Source organism: Bradyrhizobium algeriense, assembly GCF_036924595.1.
GTDB lineage: Bacteria > Pseudomonadota > Alphaproteobacteria > Rhizobiales > Xanthobacteraceae > Bradyrhizobium > Bradyrhizobium algeriense.
The window spans coordinates 5,538,637-5,554,481 of the sequence record NZ_JAZHRV010000001.1 but is presented as its reverse complement, the minus strand read 5'-3'; the positions used below and the strand labels follow the sequence as shown (position 1 = coordinate 5,554,481).

9 protein-coding genes are annotated in these 15,845 nt (G+C 64.2%); 2 read left to right on the top strand and 7 right to left on the bottom strand.

All coding sequences use genetic code 11. The annotated features are described in order from the left end of the window. Genes treZ through treS form a run of 4 tightly spaced genes read right to left on the bottom strand, consistent with a single transcriptional unit; the run spans position 1 to position 9,271 of the window. A complete protein-coding gene (gene treZ / locus V1286_RS26845; protein WP_334484694.1) occupies positions 1-1,758 on the bottom strand; it encodes a malto-oligosyltrehalose trehalohydrolase in 1,758 nt (585 codons plus the stop codon). After that, positions 1,755-3,830 carry a glycogen debranching protein GlgX gene (gene glgX / locus V1286_RS26840; protein ID WP_334484692.1) on the bottom strand — a complete coding sequence of 692 codons (2,076 nt, stop codon included), beginning with the start codon at positions 3,828-3,830 and terminating at the stop codon, positions 1,755-1,757. Before glgX ends, treZ begins: the two co-directional genes overlap by 4 nt. Positions 3,831-3,833: 3 nt before the next feature. Further along, on the bottom strand, positions 3,834-5,981 hold the full coding sequence (glgB, locus tag V1286_RS26835) for a 1,4-alpha-glucan branching protein GlgB (protein WP_334484689.1): 2,148 nt from the start codon (positions 5,979-5,981) through the stop codon (positions 3,834-3,836). Beyond that, complete coding sequence (gene treS / locus V1286_RS26830; protein ID WP_334489922.1) at positions 5,978-9,271, bottom strand: maltose alpha-D-glucosyltransferase; 3,294 nt, start codon at positions 9,269-9,271, stop codon at positions 5,978-5,980. Before treS ends, glgB begins: the two co-directional genes overlap by 4 nt. 297 nt (positions 9,272-9,568) lie before the next feature. On the opposite strand from treS, the gene malQ reads away from it, so the two are divergent. Next, entirely contained in the window at positions 9,569-11,518 is a 1,950-nt protein-coding gene (gene malQ, locus V1286_RS26825) for a 4-alpha-glucanotransferase (protein WP_334484687.1), read from the top strand. Between the two features lie 17 nt (positions 11,519-11,535). Continuing rightward, positions 11,536-13,335: a glycoside hydrolase family 15 protein gene (locus V1286_RS26820; RefSeq protein ID WP_334484685.1), complete on the top strand. Its 1,800-nt coding sequence runs from the start codon at positions 11,536-11,538 to the stop codon at positions 13,333-13,335. 443 nt (positions 13,336-13,778) lie between these two features. Here V1286_RS26820 and V1286_RS26815 read toward each other — a convergent pair whose 3' ends face one another. From V1286_RS26815 to pgl, 3 genes are read right to left on the bottom strand one after another with little or no spacing between them, the layout of a single operon-like run. Further along, positions 13,779-14,582 (bottom strand): Cof-type HAD-IIB family hydrolase, encoded by an 804-nt coding sequence (locus V1286_RS26815; RefSeq protein WP_334484683.1) that lies wholly within the window; start codon positions 14,580-14,582, stop codon positions 13,779-13,781. Next, on the bottom strand, positions 14,579-15,067 hold the full coding sequence (locus tag V1286_RS26810) for a gluconokinase (protein ID WP_334489919.1): 489 nt from the start codon (positions 15,065-15,067) through the stop codon (positions 14,579-14,581). The genes V1286_RS26815 and V1286_RS26810 overlap by 4 nt, the downstream gene beginning before the upstream one ends. Before the next feature lie 22 nt (positions 15,068-15,089). Next, positions 15,090-15,845, bottom strand: a complete 756-nt coding sequence (pgl, locus tag V1286_RS26805) for a 6-phosphogluconolactonase (protein WP_334484681.1) — start codon at positions 15,843-15,845, stop codon at positions 15,090-15,092.

Here is a 15,845-nt window from a genome sequence, read left to right as displayed (position 1 = left end):
CTATCCGATGCGCCAGAGCACCGTCCATGGCGGGACGCTGTCGCCCAACTCGCTGCCCCAGATCAGGGTTCCCGTGGGCATTCCGGGCGCATGGCTGATGGCCCGGTCCGACAGGTTGGCGAGCAGGTGAAGCGTGACGCCATCGCCCATCTGCCAATTGGCCGTCAGCAGGTGGTTGTCGCCCGCGTGCGCCTCGCCGAATTCCGCGCCCGCGAGCCGCAGGACAATCTGCTGCTGGCGGACTTTTAGCAGCTCCCGCACCAGCGTCAGCCGTTTCCGTGCTGCCGGCGCGTCGCGCTCTTTCCAGTCGAGCACGGCGGAATCGCGCGTCGATGGATCGAGTGCGTCCGGCACCTCGTCGCCGAATTCCGAATAGGCCCAAGCATATTCGCTGCGGCGGCCCTTGCGGACGGCATCGGCGAGGTTGCCACCGAAATCGCAAAAGAACGGGAAGGGCGCCTTCGAGCCCCATTCTTCGCCCATGAACAGCATGGGAATGGATGGCGCCAACAGCAGCACGGCGAGCGCGGCTTCGATCGCTTGCGCATCCGTATAGCTTTCGAGCCGGTCGCCCAGTGCGCGATTGCCGATCTGGTCGTGGTTCTGCAGGAAGTTGATGAAAGCTGTCGGTGCCAGATGGCCGCTCGGCTCACCGCGCTTGCCGCCGCGAAACGCCGACGGCTCTCCCTGATAGACGAAGCCGGATGACAGCGAGCGGGCAATGTCCGAGATCGGCGAGCGCTGGTAGTCGCCATAATAGCCCTGCTTCTCGCCGGTCATCAGCACGCGCCAGGCGTGATGATAGTCGTCGTTCCACTGCGCGCGATATTTTCCCTGCGGCGGGTCTTGCGCGGCGTCCAGAATGCTGGCGCGGTTGTCGCCGTTTTCCAGCACGAGGTGAATGTGCCGGCCGGTTTCCGCGGCGAGTTTGCCGGCAGCGGCACTGAGATCGTGCAGCAGCGACAACCCGCCCGGCTCGACGATCGAGTTGACGGCATCGAGCCGCAGCCCGTCGAAGCGATAGTCGCGCAGCCAGGATAGCGCGTTCTCGATCGCAAACGCACGGACTTCCTTCACGCGATAATCGATCGCGCTGCCCCAGGGTGTGTGCGCTTCGGTGAAGAAGGTGGGCGCATAGCGGCCGAGATAATTTCCTTCGGGGCCGAAATGGTTATAGACCACGTCGAGCATCACCATCAGCCCGCGCAGATGCGCCGCGTCGATCAACGCCTTGAGATCCTCGGGCCGCCCATAGGCGCTGTCGGGCGCGTACCACAGCACGCCGTCATAGCCCCAGTTGCGCGCACCCGCGAAATCCGCCAGCGGCATCAATTCCAGCGCAGTGATGCCGGTCTCTGCGAGATGATCGAGCCTGTCGATCATCGCGCGATAGCTGCCTTCCCTAGTGAAAGTCCCGACATGGGCCTCGACGATTACCGCCTCCTGCCACGGCCGGCCGCGCCAGGCTGCGGCTTGCCATGGATAGGCTTGATGATCGATCACTTCGCTCGGGCCGAAGACATCATCGGGCTGAAACGCCGACGCCGGATCCGGCACGTCGATCTCTTTATCGATGCGGAATTTGTAGCGCGCGCCGGCCTTCACGCCGGCGATGTCGGCCGTGAACCAGCCGTCCTCGCCGCGCTTCATCGCGTGAGGCTGCTCCAGCATGACATCGACGCGTTTCGCCGCGGGCGCCCACAGCCGAAACCGCGTGCCGTAGTTTGCCAGACACGGGCCGAATTGCCGGTCGTTCATGCCGTGCCCGCAAAGGCAAGCACCGACCGCGGCGGCGCGCTGGTTGCGGCACCCGAAGCCAGTCTGGTCGGGCTCTGCACGGCCTCGGTCGTGTTCAGCACCTGCTGCCAGTTTTTGTACTCGGGCATCTCGGGCAATTTGAAAGCGATCTCTTCAGGCGCGGCATTCAGGACGATAAAGATCGGCGGCTGACCTTGTTCCATCGGCCCCAGTACAAAGGCGAGGAATCGTCCCTCCGGAAAATTCCAATCGGCTTCCTGCATCTCCTCGGCCGCCGGCGTCAGCCACAGCACGCCATAGGAGCCATCCTTGCGCCGCCCGGAGAGCCAGCGCTGGCAGCGCAGTTGGGCGAAGCGCCGGCGCAGCGCGGTCATGTGGCTGACGAAATCGGTGAGGTCGTCGCCCTGCTTGCCGAGATTGTCCCAGTTCACCCAGCCGGTCTCGTTGTCCTGGCAATAGGCGTTGTTGTTGCCGTTCTGCGAATTGCCGACCTCGTCGCCGGCCAGCAGCAGGGGCGTGCCTTGCGCGAGGAACAGGCAGGCGAGCTGGTTCTTGCGGAGCTGCCGGCGCAGCGCAACGATCGCGGCGTCGCTGGTCGGGCCCTCATGGCCGCAATTGTTGCTGTGGTTGTCGTTGGAGCCGTCGCGATTGTCCTCGCCGTTGGCCTCGTTGTGCTTGTCGTTATAGCTGAACAGGTCGGCCAGCGTGAAACCATCATGGACGGTGATGTGATTGACGCTGGCGCGGGTCGCGCGGTTGTCGTGACGAAACAGGTCGGATGAGGCGGTCATGCGGCGCGAGACTTCGCCGATCAGGCTGCCTTCGCCGCTCCAGTAGCGCCGCATCGCGCTGCGATAGCGGTCGTTCCATTCCGACCATTGCGAGGGAAACGCGCCGACCTGATAGCCGCCCATGCCGAGATCCCACGGCTCGGCGACCAGCTTGACGGTTGCCAGCACCGGGTCCTGCCGCACCGCGGTCAGGAAGGCGGCGTTGCGGTCGTATCCATTCGGCCCGCGCGCCAGCGTGGTAGCGAGGTCGAAGCGGAAGCCGTCGACGTGACAGACCTCGACCCAGTAGCGCAGCGAATCCATCACCATCTGCAGCACACGCGGATGGCTGAGGTTGACCGAGCTGCCGCAGCCGGTGAAGTCGTCGTAGTAGCGCGGGTTGTCCTTGTTGAGCCAGTAATAGGACGCGTTGTCGATGCCGCGGAAACTCAGCGTCGGGCCGAGGTGATTGCCTTCGGCGGTGTGATTATAGACCACGTCAAGCATCACCTCGATGCCGGCATCGTGCAGCCGCGCCACCGTGGTGCGGAATGCATCGAGCGCGTTGTCTTGCGCATAGCGCGGCTCCGGCGCGAAGAAGGCCAGCGTGTTGTAACCCCAGTAGTTGGCAAGCTTCCTTTCCACCAGCACCCGGTCGTCGATCAGCCCGTGGATCGGCAGCAATTCGATGGTGGTGACGCCGAGCTTCTTGAGGTGATCGATCATCGCCGGCGCGCACAGCCCGCCATAGGTGCCGCGCCAGCCCGGCGAGACGTCGTGGCGCCTCTGCGTCAGGCCCTTGACGTGGGCCTCGTAGATGATGGTGTCTTCCCAGGCGACGTTCGGCCGTATCTCGCGGCGGCCCCAGTTGAAGGTCTCGTCGACCACGACCGCCTTCGGCATCCCGCGGGCATTGTCGCGGCGGTCGAAGGAAAGATCCTCGCGCGCGCTGCCGGTGCGATAGCCGAAATGCGCATCGCTCCACACCAGCCGGCCGGCGAGCCGCTTGGCGTAGGGATCGAGCAGCAGCTTGTTGGCGTTGAAGCGGTGCCCGCGCTCGGGCGCATAGGGGCCGTGGACGCGATAGCCGTAGAGCTGCCCGGGCGAGACGTCGTTGAGATAGCCGTGCCAGACGTCCTCGCTGCGCTCGGGCAGTTCGATCCGTTCGAGCTCGCGGCGGCCCTGGCCGTCGAACAGGCAAAGCTCGACCTTTTCCGCATTGGCCGAGAACAGCGCAAAGTTGGTGCCCCGTCCGTCCCAGCTTGCTCCGAGGCGGGCGGCGCTTCCCGCGGACAATCGCATGCGTCAGCTTTCCGGTACGAGAAAGATCGCGGCCAGCGGCGGAATGGTCAGTGAGAGCTCGGGGATGCTGCCTTCCAGGGTACGGACTTCGCCGACATTGCCGACATTGCTGCCGCCATAATGCGCGGAGTCGGAATTGAGCGCTTCCTTCCACTTGCCGGCGAACGGCACCCGGACGCGATAGTTTTGATAGACGTTCGGCGAGAAGTTCACGACCACGAGACAGCGCGCGTGCGCGTCGAAACCCTTGCGCAGCCAGGCAAAGATGTTGTTGCCGGAATCATGCGTGATCACCCATTCAAATCCCGCCTGGTTGCAGTCCATCTCGTGCAGCGCCGGTACGTTGCGATAGAGCCGGTTGAGGTCGCGGATCAGGTTCTGGATGCCGGCGTGCCGCTGCTGCCCCAAGAGGTGCCAGTCGAGCGACTGATCGTGATTCCACTCGCGTTCCTGGCCGAATTCGCAGCCCATGAACAAAAGCTTCTTGCCGGGATGGCCGAACATGAAACTGTAATAGGCGCGCAGGTTTGCAAACCGCTGCCACTCATCGCCCGGCATGCGGCCGAGGATCGAGCGCTTGCCGTGCACGACTTCGTCATGCGACAGCGGCAGGATGAAATTTTCCGAAAACGCGTAATGCAGGCCGAACAGGATGTCGCCGTGATGGTGCTTCCGGTACACCGGATCCTTGCCGATATATTTCAGCGTGTCGTGCATCCAGCCCATGTTCCATTTGAAGCCGAAGCCGAGCCCGCCATATTCGACCGGCTGCGAGACCTGTGGCCATGCGGTGGATTCCTCCGCCGCCGTGGTGGCCTCCGGAAAATGCCCGAACAGTTCGATGTTGAAGCGGCGCAGGAATTCGATGGCTTCGAGGTTTTCCCGGCCGCCATGCCGGTTCGGAATCCACTCGCCGGCGGGCCGGCTGTAGTCGAGGTAGAGCATCGAGGCGACGGCATCGACGCGCAGGCCGTCGACGCCGTAGCGATCGAACCAGAACAGCGCGTTGGAGACCAGGAAGTTGACCACTTCGGTGCGGCCGTAATTGTAGATCAGCGTGCCCCAGTCGAGGTGGCGGCCCTGCAGCGGATTGGCGTGCTCGTAGAGCGCGGTGCCGTCGAAATAGCCGAGCCCATGCGGATCGTCGGGGAAATGTCCGGGCACCCAGTCGAGCCATACGCCGAGCCCCTCGCGATGGCAGGCATCGACGAGAGCGGAAAAGTCTTCCGGCGTGCCGAACCGGCTGGTCGGCGCGTACAGGCCGGTCGGCTGATAGCCCCATGAGCCGTCGAACGGATGCTCGCTGACGGGCAGAAACTCGAGATGGGTAAAGCCCATGTCCTTTGCATAGGCCGGGAGCTGTTCGGCGAGGTCGCGATAGTTCAGCCATTCATTGCCGTTCTTGCGCCGCCACGAGCCGAGATGCACCTCGTAGATCGAGATCGGCGCGCCCAGCGCGTTGATGCCCGCCGGCGCCGCGCGCGGATGCGGGATTCTGCTTTCGTCGACGACGATCGAGGCCGTTGAAGGCCGGATCTCCGCCGCAAAGGCCACCGGATCGGATTTCAGCGGCAGATGCCGCCCGTCGGGTCCGGTGACGTCGAACTTGTAGCGGTCGCCGGCGCGGGCATGCGGCACGAACAATTCCCAATAGCCGACGCCGCGCACCCGCATCGGGTGCCGCAGCGCGTTCCAGAAATTGAAGTCGCCGACCACGCTGACGGCCTTGGCATTCGGCGCCAGCACCACGAACGCCACGCCGTCGACGCCATCGAGCGTCATCGGATGCGCGCCGAGCTTGTCGTAGATCCGCCGGTGGGTGCCTTCGCCCAGGAGATAGAGATCGAAGTCGCCGAGCACGGGCGGGAAGCGGTAGGGATCGTCGAGATCGACGACGTTTTCGCCGAAGCGGGCGCGGAGCTGGTAGCGCTTGGAGCCGTTCGGCAGCGCGCCTGCGAACAGCCCGGCATCGTGAATTCGTTCAAGCGGCGCCGTCTCGCCATGCTCGCCGATCGCTTCCACATCGGAAGCTTCGGGGATGAAAGCACGCACCACGCTGTGGCCGCCTTCGCTGTGCAAGCCGAGATAACGAAACGGATCGGAATGCTTGCCTTCGATGATCGCGTAGGCCTCGGCGGGTAGCTTGGTCATGAGGCCTCTAAGGATGGTTGCGACAACATTCTGATGATTCCGATCAGGGGCACGCGTAGCCATTCCGGCCGGAACGACAGTTCGTGTTCGATTTCGTTCAAGGCCTTCTCGAGCAGGAAGAAGGTCAGCAAGCCGTCTGCCGCATTCGGATCGGACGGCCACAGCCGCTGATCGGTCATGGCTTCGTGGTAGGCGGTGAGAAATGCGGCTGTCGCCCGGTCGCGCCACTCGCCAAGCGCCGCGCCGAGCTTGCCGTGCTCATCGTGGGCCACTTTGAGCGCGCGCTCAAGGGCTGCGGTTGCCGAATAATCGATCGATCGGACCAGGCTGGCGATGTCGCGCGCCGCGGGCGCCTTGCGCCGGCGTTCGGCGATACTGCGCCGCGGCGCGCCTTCGAAGTCGACGATGAAGATGTCGTCCTTGACGATCAGCAACTGGCTGAGATCGAGGTCGCCATGGCAGCGGATGTTGGCGGCGTCGGCCTCGCGCAGCAGCAGCGTTTCCAGCAAATCCGGTAGCGCCGGCTGCAACGCCAGCACCCGGTCGGCCAGCGGGCGGTCGGCTTCCCTCAGCGTTTCCCGCCGCTGCCGGAGCGCATCGAAGACGCGGCCGGCGCACAGCACCAGATCGTCGATCCAGCGCTGCACGTCGTCGCGGCCGGTCGGCTCCGGCGCGAATTCGGCAATCTCGCTGTTGCCGGCGAGCGCCACATGCAGCTCGGCCACGCGCCGCCCGGCCTGCGACATGTAACGCAGATAGGGGGTCTCTTCGTCGCGCTCGCCGGCGTGCATGCTTGCCGCCAGCAGGCGTTGCTCCTCGACGAAGCGATCGAGATAGGCCGCACTCACGGTCCAGAGGTCGCCCTGATTGGCGACGAACGCGTGAACGACGCCGATCGCACTCTTCTCGTTGCCCTCGACCAGCTCGACGCTGCCGAGCAGCGCCGGCATGTTGGGAAAGTTGGCAATATCGGTGAGAAAGCGCCCGATCTCGATCTCGGGATTGGGGCCGGGCTGAAGCGTCCGGTAGATCTTGACCACATGGTCGTTATCCACCAGGGCGGTGCTGCGGGGCTGCTCGGACTCGATGGTGCGGATGTGTTCGGGCTGCCGGATCGGCTTGTCGCTGAAACGCTTGGTCGGCCGGAATTCGAGCCGCAAGCCCTGTTCGCTCTCGTCGACCGTCAGCGATTGCTGCAGGTTGCGCAACAGCAGCGAGATGAAGATCTGGTCGGTGGCGACGTCGAGCAGGGTGCCTTCGCGGGCGCCTTGCCGAACGGCGGCCAGCGCATGCGGGTTGTAGCGCTCGCGGTCGAAGCGCACCCATTCGATCTGCATCGGCAGCACGTAGCGCGTGCTGACGCCGCGCTGCGTCGTTTCGAAAAAGGCGAGCCACGGCCGGTTGTCGCCGATGTCGCAGAACGGAATGGCCGAAGTAAGCGTCGGACGGATCGCCTTGGGCGATCGTTCAGGATACCAGCGGCTGCGCGCCAGATGTCCCGGAAGCACGTCGCGCTCGAACACGCCGCGTTCGCGCGCCAGCGACACCCAGGTCGCGTTCAGCGGCACCACAAGTGTCTCGAACTCGGGCACGGCGCGCTGCACCACCGGCGCCGATTTGTCGCGCTCCTGCAGTTCGAACCAGTAGAAGCCGTAAGGCGCCAGCGTGATCATGTAGGGCAGTTCGCCGATCGCCGGGAAGCGGGTACGGCCGAGCATTTCCAGCGGGATACGGTCCTTGAAGGCGGAAAGATCGAGTTCGGTCGCCTGCGCCGATCGCGACAGGTTGGCCACGCACAGGATGACTTCGCCCTGGTACTGGCGCACATAGCACAGCACCGAGCGGTTCTCCGGACGGATGAACGTCATGGTGCCGCGGCCAAAGGCGAGCGTGGATTTGCGGACCGCGATCAGCCGCTTGGTGGCTGAGAGCAGCGAGGACAGGCTGCGCGACTGCGCCTCGACATTGACGGACTCATAGCCATAGACCGGGTCCATGATGGTCGGCGCGTAGAGCCTGGCGGGGTCGGCGCGGGAGAAGCCGCCATTGCGGTCCGGCGTCCATTGCATCGGCGTGCGAACGCCGTTGCGGTCGCCGAGATAGATGTTGTCGCCCATGCCGATCTCGTCGCCGTAATAGATGATCGGCGTGCCCGGGAACGATAGCAGCAGCGAGTTCATCAATTCGATCTTGCGCCGGTCATTGTCCATCAGCGGCGCCAGGCGGCGGCGGATGCCGACATTGATGCGCGCCCGGGGATCGTTGGCGTAGGTCGACCACAAATAATCGCGCTCGACATCGGTGACCATTTCCAGCGTCAGCTCGTCGTGATTGCGCAGGAACAGCGCCCACTGGCAGTTGCCCGGGATATCCGGCGTCTGGCGCAGGATGTCGGTGATCGGAAAGCGGTCTTCCTGCGCGATCGCCATGTAGATGCGCGGCATCAGCGGGAAATGATAGGCCATGTGGCATTCGTCGCCGCGGCCGAAATATTCCTGCACGTCCTCCGGCCATTGATTGGCTTCGGCCAGCAGCACCTTGCCTTTGGCGTAATTGTCGAGCTCGCGGCGCAGCCCTTTGATGACGGCATGCGTCTCGGGCAGGTTCTCGTTGTTGGTGCCGTCGCGCTCACAGAGATAGGGAATGGCGTCGAGGCGGAAACCGTCGACGCCGGTGTCGAGCCAGCGCTTCATCACCTGCACCAGCGCGCTCACCACGCGCGGATTGTCGAAATTGAGGTCCGGCTGGTGCGAGAAGAAGCGGTGCCAGTAGAACTGGCCGGCTTCCGGATCCCAGGTCCAGTTCGATTTCTCGGTGTCGGTGAAGATGATCCGCGTGCCCGGATATTTCTGGTCGGTATCGCTCCAGACATACCAGTTGCGGGCAGAGGAATTCGGGTCCGAGCGGCGGGCGCGCTTGAACCAGTCGTGCTGGTCGGAGGTGTGGTTGATGACGAGCTCGGTGATGACCCGCAGGCCGCGCTTCTTGGCTTCCTGGATGAAGCGGCGGAAATCCTTCATCGTCCCGAAATCGGGGTTGATGTCGCCGTAATCGGCGATGTCATAGCCGTCGTCGCGGCCGGGAGAGGGGTAGAACGGCAAAAGCCACAGCGTGGTGACGCCGAGATCCTGCAGATACCCCAGTTTCTCGGTCAGCCCGGCAAAGTCGCCGATGCCGTCATTGTTGCTGTCGGCGAAGGCCTTGACGTGGAGCTGGTAGATGATCGCGTCCTTGTACCAGAGCTCGTCGGTGACGGTCTCAGTGGCTGGCACCCCCTTTGCTTCGACCACAGGGCTGCTATCCGGATTCAGCGGATAGGCACTGTCGATAGAAAGGGAGACGCCGGCGTTGGAGCTCTCGGCGGTTTGCGCTTTTTTGTTCACGGTGATGCCACTGCCATGGAAATGACGTCCCCGTTTCGTTTGCAGAAGGGGAGACGTTCCGGACATAGATAAAAAGCCGCTCGACTCACTTTGGTTCCCTTGGAACCGTTGGTGGGCCCGAGCGTTAGACACCGTCTATCTCCTTCCCCTAATTGGACAATTTCGCGACATCGGTTTGATGTTTGCGTGCAAAGTACGTGCCGAATGGACCTTTTTGCTCAAGCCAAAGCCCAGGGAATCCAGACCGAGTTCCTGGACGGTCAGGGTCACCGCCGTGTGACGGACGCCGCCGCGCTCAAAATTATCCTGGATGCGCTGCCACCGCAGGCGCCGGGACCGCTGCTCGGCCACCCCGTGGTGGTCCGGTCCGGGCGGCCGTCGCGAACCGAGCTCCCGGCTACCGCAAGGCTTCCGGTGGAGTGGAAAATCGTTGCGGAATCGGGTGTTATCGCCAGGGGCGAGAGCTCCGATCATGCCATCGACTGGCCCAGGGACCTGCCGCCTGGCGCCTACCGGCTTCAGGTGAGCGACGCCTCGACCGCCGAGGACGTGCCGCTGATTTCGGCGCCGGAAAGGGCGTTTGGCGGCGAGTTCGACCGCTGCTGGCTGCTCGCGGTCCAGCTTTACGGCGTCCGCTCCGCGCGTAACTGGGGCATGGGCGACTTCACCGACCTCGCCAGCCTGATCGAGCTTGCCGATCATCTCGGCGCCGACGGTGTCGGCCTCAATCCGCTGCACACCCTGTTCGACGATCGCCCGGACGATTGCAGCCCGTATTCGCCGAACAGCCGGCTGTTTCTCAACGCGCTCTATATCGACGTCGAAAAGCTGCCCGAATTTCAGCCCGATTCAGAAACAAGCGAGGCGCTGGCGCCATTGCGGGCAGGCGATGCCGTCGATTACGTCAGCGTCGCCGGCCTCAAGTGGCGGGCGCTGCGCAGGGCCTTTGCTGCCTTCAAGGCCAACGCCAAGCCGGCCCGCCAACAGGATTTTGAGAAATTCCGCGCCGAACGCGGCACCTTGCTGTCGCACTTTGCCTGCTTCGAGGTGCTCCGGCACAAATTCGGCAAGCCGTGGTGGGAATGGCCGGTAGAGTGGCGGCAACCGGACGACGCCGGATGCGACGCGTTGCGCCAGGGTGAGGACGCCGGCGAAATCGAGTTCGTCGAATTCGTGCAATGGACCGCCGACCGGCAGTTGGGGGCCGCCGCCGATCTGGCGAAGCGGCTCGGTTTGAAGGTCGGGCTCTATCTCGACGTCGCGGTCGGCGTGCAGGCCGACGGGTTCGACGCCTGGAACGAGCAGGTCGCAATCTCACGTCATCTCGGCGTCGGCGCGCCGCCCGATCCGCTCAACACCGCCGGCCAGACCTGGGGCCTTGCCGGGTTCAACGCCGTTGGGCTTGAGCTTGAGTCCTTTGCGCCGTACCGCGACATGCTGCGCGCCTCGATGCGCCACGCCGGCGCCATCCGTCTCGATCACGTGCTCGGGCTGAAGCGGCTCTATCTGGTGCCGCAAGGCTTCAGCGCACGCGACGGCGTCTATGTGCAGATGCCGTTCGAAGCGCTGCTGGCGGCGACCGCGCTGGAAAGCGTTGCGAATCGCTGCGTCGTGATCGGCGAAGACCTCGGCACCGTGCCGGAAGGCTTTCGCGACCAGATGGCCGATTGGGGCATCTGGTCGTATCTCGTGATGATGTTCGAGCGCGACGATGCCGGCTCGTTCCGCAACATCGATCATTACCTGACCAACGCGCTCGTCACCTTCAACACCCACGACCTCTCGACCTATGCCGGCTGGCGCTCGTTCGGCGATCTGAAGCTGAAGCGCTCGCTCGGCATCGATCCGGGCGAGAGCGACGATGCGCGCTGGCATGCGCTTGCGATGCTGGACGACGTGCTGCGTCATCACGCCATCGACCGCAACGATCTCTATTCGGTGGCGAATTTCCTGGCGCGAACCAAGTCGCGGCTGCTCGCGGTCTCGCTGGAGGACCTGCTCGAGGTGGTCGACCAGCCCAACATTCCCGGCACCGTCAACGAGCATCCGAACTGGCGGCGGCGGCTTCCGGTGCCGCTCGAGGATATGACATCGACGGTCGACGTCACCGCGCTCAAGGCGGCAACACATGAGCGGTCGCGCGCGGCGCTCTGATCAGGCGGTGAAACACCTTGTCGTGCCGGATCGAAGATTATGGGCTGATCGGCGATTGCGAGACCGCGGCGCTGGTCGGCCGTGACGGGTCGATCGACTGGCTGTGCTGGCCGGCCTTCGATTCCGATGCCTGCTTTGCAGCCCTTCTCGGCACGCACAAGCACGGCCGCTGGCTGATCGCGCCGGTGGAGGAGGTCACCGGCACCTCGCGTAACTATTGGGGCGACACCCTGATCCTGCAGACGCGGTTCGAGACCGCGAATGGCGCTGTTGAGCTGGTCGACTTCATGCCGCCGCGCGGCAACGCTTCCGACGTAGTGCGGCTGGTGCGCGGCGTGCGCGGGCGGGTCAGGATGCACATGCAGCTTGTGATCCGCTTCGGCTTCGGCATCGACATTCCCTGGGTCAAGAAGAGCGAGGACGGCTCCGCGCTGCTCGCGATCTGCGGGCAGGACATGACGGTGTTGCGCACCCCGGTGGAAACGCGCGGTGAGGACCTGACGACGGTCGCCGATTTTGAGGTCGGCGAGGGCGACACTGTGCCCTTCGTTCTCACCTACGGCCCTTCGCATCTACCGGTGCCCAAGCCGATCGATCCTGCCTATGCCTTGCAGGATACCGAAGCGTTCTGGACCGAATGGGGCAGCCGTTGCACCTATGAGGGCGAGTACCGCGACCTGGTGATGCGCTCCTTGATCACGCTGAAAGCGCAGACCTATGCGCCGACCGGCGGCATTGTCGCCGCGCCGACAACGTCGCTGCCGGAGAAGCTTGGCGGACAGCGCAACTGGGACTACCGCTTCTGCTGGCTGCGCGACGCCACCTTCACGCTGCTGGCGCTGATGAACTCTGGCTACACGGAGGAAGCTTCCGCCTGGCACCGCTGGTTGTTGCGGGCGGCGGCGGGATCTCCTGCCAACATGCAGATCATGTACGGCATCATGGGCCAGCGCCGCCTGCTGGAATGGGAGGCCACATGGCTGCCCGGCTACGAAGGCGCAAAGCCGGTGCGGGTCGGCAACGCCGCGCATGCGCAACTGCAGCTCGACGTCTACGGCGAACTGATCGACGCCTTTCACCAGTGGCGTGTGGCAAAACTCGAACTGGATGAAACCAGCTGGGCGATGGAATGCGCCGTGCTGCAGCACCTTGCCGGACGGTGGGACCAGCCGGATCACGGCATCTGGGAGCGCCGCGGCGCGGGCAAGCACTATGTCTCTTCGAAAGTGATGACCTGGGTCGCGTTCGACCGCGGCATCAAGAGCGCGGAGACTTTCGGCTTCAAGGCGCCGCTTACGAAGTGGCGTGTGCTGCGCGACGCCATTCATCACGACGTCTGCGCCAGGGGTTTTGATCCCGAACTAAACTCCTTCGTCGAGTCCTATGGCTCAAAGATGCTCGACGCCTCTATCCTGTTGCTGCCGTCGGTCGGTTTCCTGCCGCCGGAAGATCCCCGCGTGCGCGGCACGCTCGGCGCGGTCGAACAGCACCTGATGCGCGACGGATTTGTGCTGCGGCATGATCCCCGTGAAGTGGAGCGGCAACCGGCCGAAGGCGCGTTCCTCGCCTGCACGCTATGGCTGGCGGACGCCTATGTGCTGGCGGGCGAGTTCGCCCGCGCGCAAGAGCTGTTTACCCGCGTGGTCGCGGTCGCCAACGATCTCGGCCTCCTGGCCGAGGAGTACGATACGGCCGCCGGCCGCCAGACCGGAAATTTCCCGCAGGCGCTGACGCACATCGCGCTGATCAATACCGCGCATAATTTGAGTGCAACGAAGCTCTCGACCGAGAAGCCGGCGAAGCAACGCTCGAAATAGCGGTAGACCCGCAACCTGTAGGGTGGGCAAAGGCGCGTAGCGCCGTGCCCGCCATCTATCACCGATCGTGCTTTTTGATGGTGGGCACGCTTCGCTTTGCCCAGCCTACGGCTGTTTGAAAATGTTCGACGAGTCGCGCGAGCCGGCACCCGACTTCGCCGCGGCAGGCCCGGGCTGGGGTGAACCTGCCTTCATGGGAGGAGGTGGCGGTCGGACACCGGCTCGCGCTTGCCGATCGTGCCGGCCAACAGAAGCGGATTCGCCGCGCGAAGGCTTTGAGAATTCCCCGATTTATCCTTCACGTCGGCTTGATACGGCGGAGCATGGCATTTTCGAGCGAAAGCCCCCCGGACGTGATCCGGGGTGGATGCCGGTTCGCATAGCAATCAAGTTTACGTAGATTGCGTAGACTTATCTGCACAGAAAACGCTCCAAAAAAGATCCTATCCGAGCTGCAGCACCATCTCGATCGCAGCCGCAAATCCATCGCGCTCGTTGCTCTCGGTCACATGCGTCGCGTGCTGCTTGATGCCGTCGGCCGCATTGCCCATTGCAAATGAAACGCCGCTTTTGGCAAACATCGGCAGATCATTCTCCATGTCGCCGATGGTCGCCACCGCCGCGGCCGGGATGCCGAGCCGCCTGCTTATCGCGTCCATGAAGGTGCCCTTGTCGTGACCGGGCGGCGTGATGTCGAGATAATAGGTCTGCGAGCGGACCGCGGTCGCCTCCGTCCCGACGGCTTCCCGCATCGCCACCTCGCAACGCTTAAGCAGCGCCGCGTCCGAACTGGCGCCGACGATCTTGCAGACGCTGGCGAGATGCGGCGTGAAATCCGGGATAATGGTAGGATCGGCCTTGATCGCCCGCTTTTCGTGCGGGACGTATTCGCCGTCGGGATTGCGCGTGTACCAACGTTCATTGGTGAAGAGCCAGATATCGACGCCGAACGCATCGAGCATGTCGAGGCTGCGCTGGGCCACGGCGGGGGCGATCAGATGCTGCTCGATCGGCCTGAGCTTGTCGTCGACGATCGAGCTGCCGTTGAAGGCGCCGACGGGAAGCGTGATCGAAAGCGGCTCGATCAGAAAACCCATGCCGATGGTCGGCCGGCTGGAGACGATGGTGAAGCCGACGCCAGCCGCATGCAGCTTGCGCACGGCCGCCTTTGCGGCATCGGTCAGGATCTTGTCCTTCGTCAACAGGGTGCCGTCGACGTCGGAAACAACGAGTGCAATGCGGGTCATTGGGGAACCAGGTTCAATTGAGTGACGATGTCATCCACGATTCGCTCGACCGGCGCATCGATCGATACCGTGATCGGCCGCTCGTCGGCGCCCGGCCGCTCCAGTGTCTTGAACTGGCTGGCAAGCAAGCCCGGCGGCATGAAGTGGCCCTGGCGGCTGGCAAGGCGGGCGGCGATCAGATCCTGCGTTCCGTCAAGAAAGACGATGCGGACATCGTCGCGACCGTGCACGAGGACGTCGCGATAGGCGCGCTTCAGCGCCGAGCAGGCGATGACGGCGCGCTCACCGGCGGCCGAGAGGCGGTCGATCTCGTCGGCAATTGCCTGCAGCCACGGCCAGCGGTCTTCGTCCGTCAGCGGATGGCCGGCGCTCATCTTCTCGACGTTGCTTGCCGGGTGAAACCTGTCGCCGTCCTCGTAGCGCCAGCCGAGGCGTCCAGCGAGATGATCGGCGATGGTGCTCTTGCCCGAGCCGGAGACGCCCATCACCACCAGCGCGCAAAGCGTGTTACTGCCCACCAAAATTCTCCGGAATCGCGGCCCGGTCCACCAACCAGACCGTCTCGCCGGTGGATCGCGCGCGGTTGGCGGGCAGGTTCTCGGCTGCGAAGAGCCGCGTCAAGATCGCACGCTTATCCGCGCCCGCAACCTCGAACAGCATTTCGCGGCAGGAGGCGAGGGTGGGCAGCGTGAGGGTAACCCGCGGCACGAACGGCTCGACATTCGCTTTGGCTATGCCGACGACCCAGCGCGCGGTCTCGTCGAGTGCGCCATCGCCGGGAAACAGCGACGCGGTATGGCCGTCGGGACCGACGCCCATCAGCACGAGATCGAACAGGGGCCTGGCGTGATCAAGCGTGTCTGCGCCATAAAACGATTGCAGCTCCTGTTCGTAAAGCGCGGCGCCCCGATCGGGGTCGGTTGGGTCGGCGGTCGCGGTCGGAATCGGATGGATGTTTGCCGCCGGCGCGCATCGGTCCAGGAAGGCCGTTCGCGCCATGCTCATGTTGTTGAGCGGGTCATCCGCCGGCACGAAGCGTTCGTCGCCGATGAACCAGTGCACGCGCTGCCACGGGATCCGGCTTCGATAGGCGTCGGTCGCAAGCAAATGATAGAGCTGCTTCGGGCTCGATCCGCCAGTCAGGCAGATCGCCACGCGACCGCTGTTGGCGGCTGTTCTGGCCAGCAGATGTTCGGCGGCGGTTGCCGCCAGCGCCGCTGGATCGGTGACCGTGATTACGTGGCGGTTGTCGTTCGCGGCCAT

What these genes read in the sequence shown, in the direction of transcription:
- treZ (WP_334484694.1), bottom strand. Translation starts at nt 1,758, where the DNA reads ATGAACGACCGGCAATTCGGCCCGTGTCTGGCAAACTACGGCACGCGG.
- glgX (WP_334484692.1), bottom strand. Translation starts at nt 3,830, where the DNA reads ATGCGATTGTCCGCGGGAAGCGCCGCCCGCCTCGGAGCAAGCTGGGAC.
- glgB (WP_334484689.1), bottom strand. Translation starts at nt 5,981, where the DNA reads ATGACCAAGCTACCCGCCGAGGCCTACGCGATCATCGAAGGCAAGCAT.
- malQ (WP_334484687.1), top strand. Translation starts at nt 9,569, where the DNA reads ATGGACCTTTTTGCTCAAGCCAAAGCCCAGGGAATCCAGACCGAGTTC.
- V1286_RS26815 (WP_334484683.1), bottom strand. Translation starts at nt 14,582, where the DNA reads ATGACCCGCATTGCACTCGTTGTTTCCGACGTCGACGGCACCCTGTTG.
- V1286_RS26810 (WP_334489919.1), bottom strand. Translation starts at nt 15,067, where the DNA reads ATGGGCGTCTCCGGCTCGGGCAAGAGCACCATCGCCGATCATCTCGCT.
- pgl (WP_334484681.1), bottom strand. Translation starts at nt 15,845, where the DNA reads ATGGCCGCGAACGACAACCGCCACGTAATCACGGTCACCGATCCAGCG.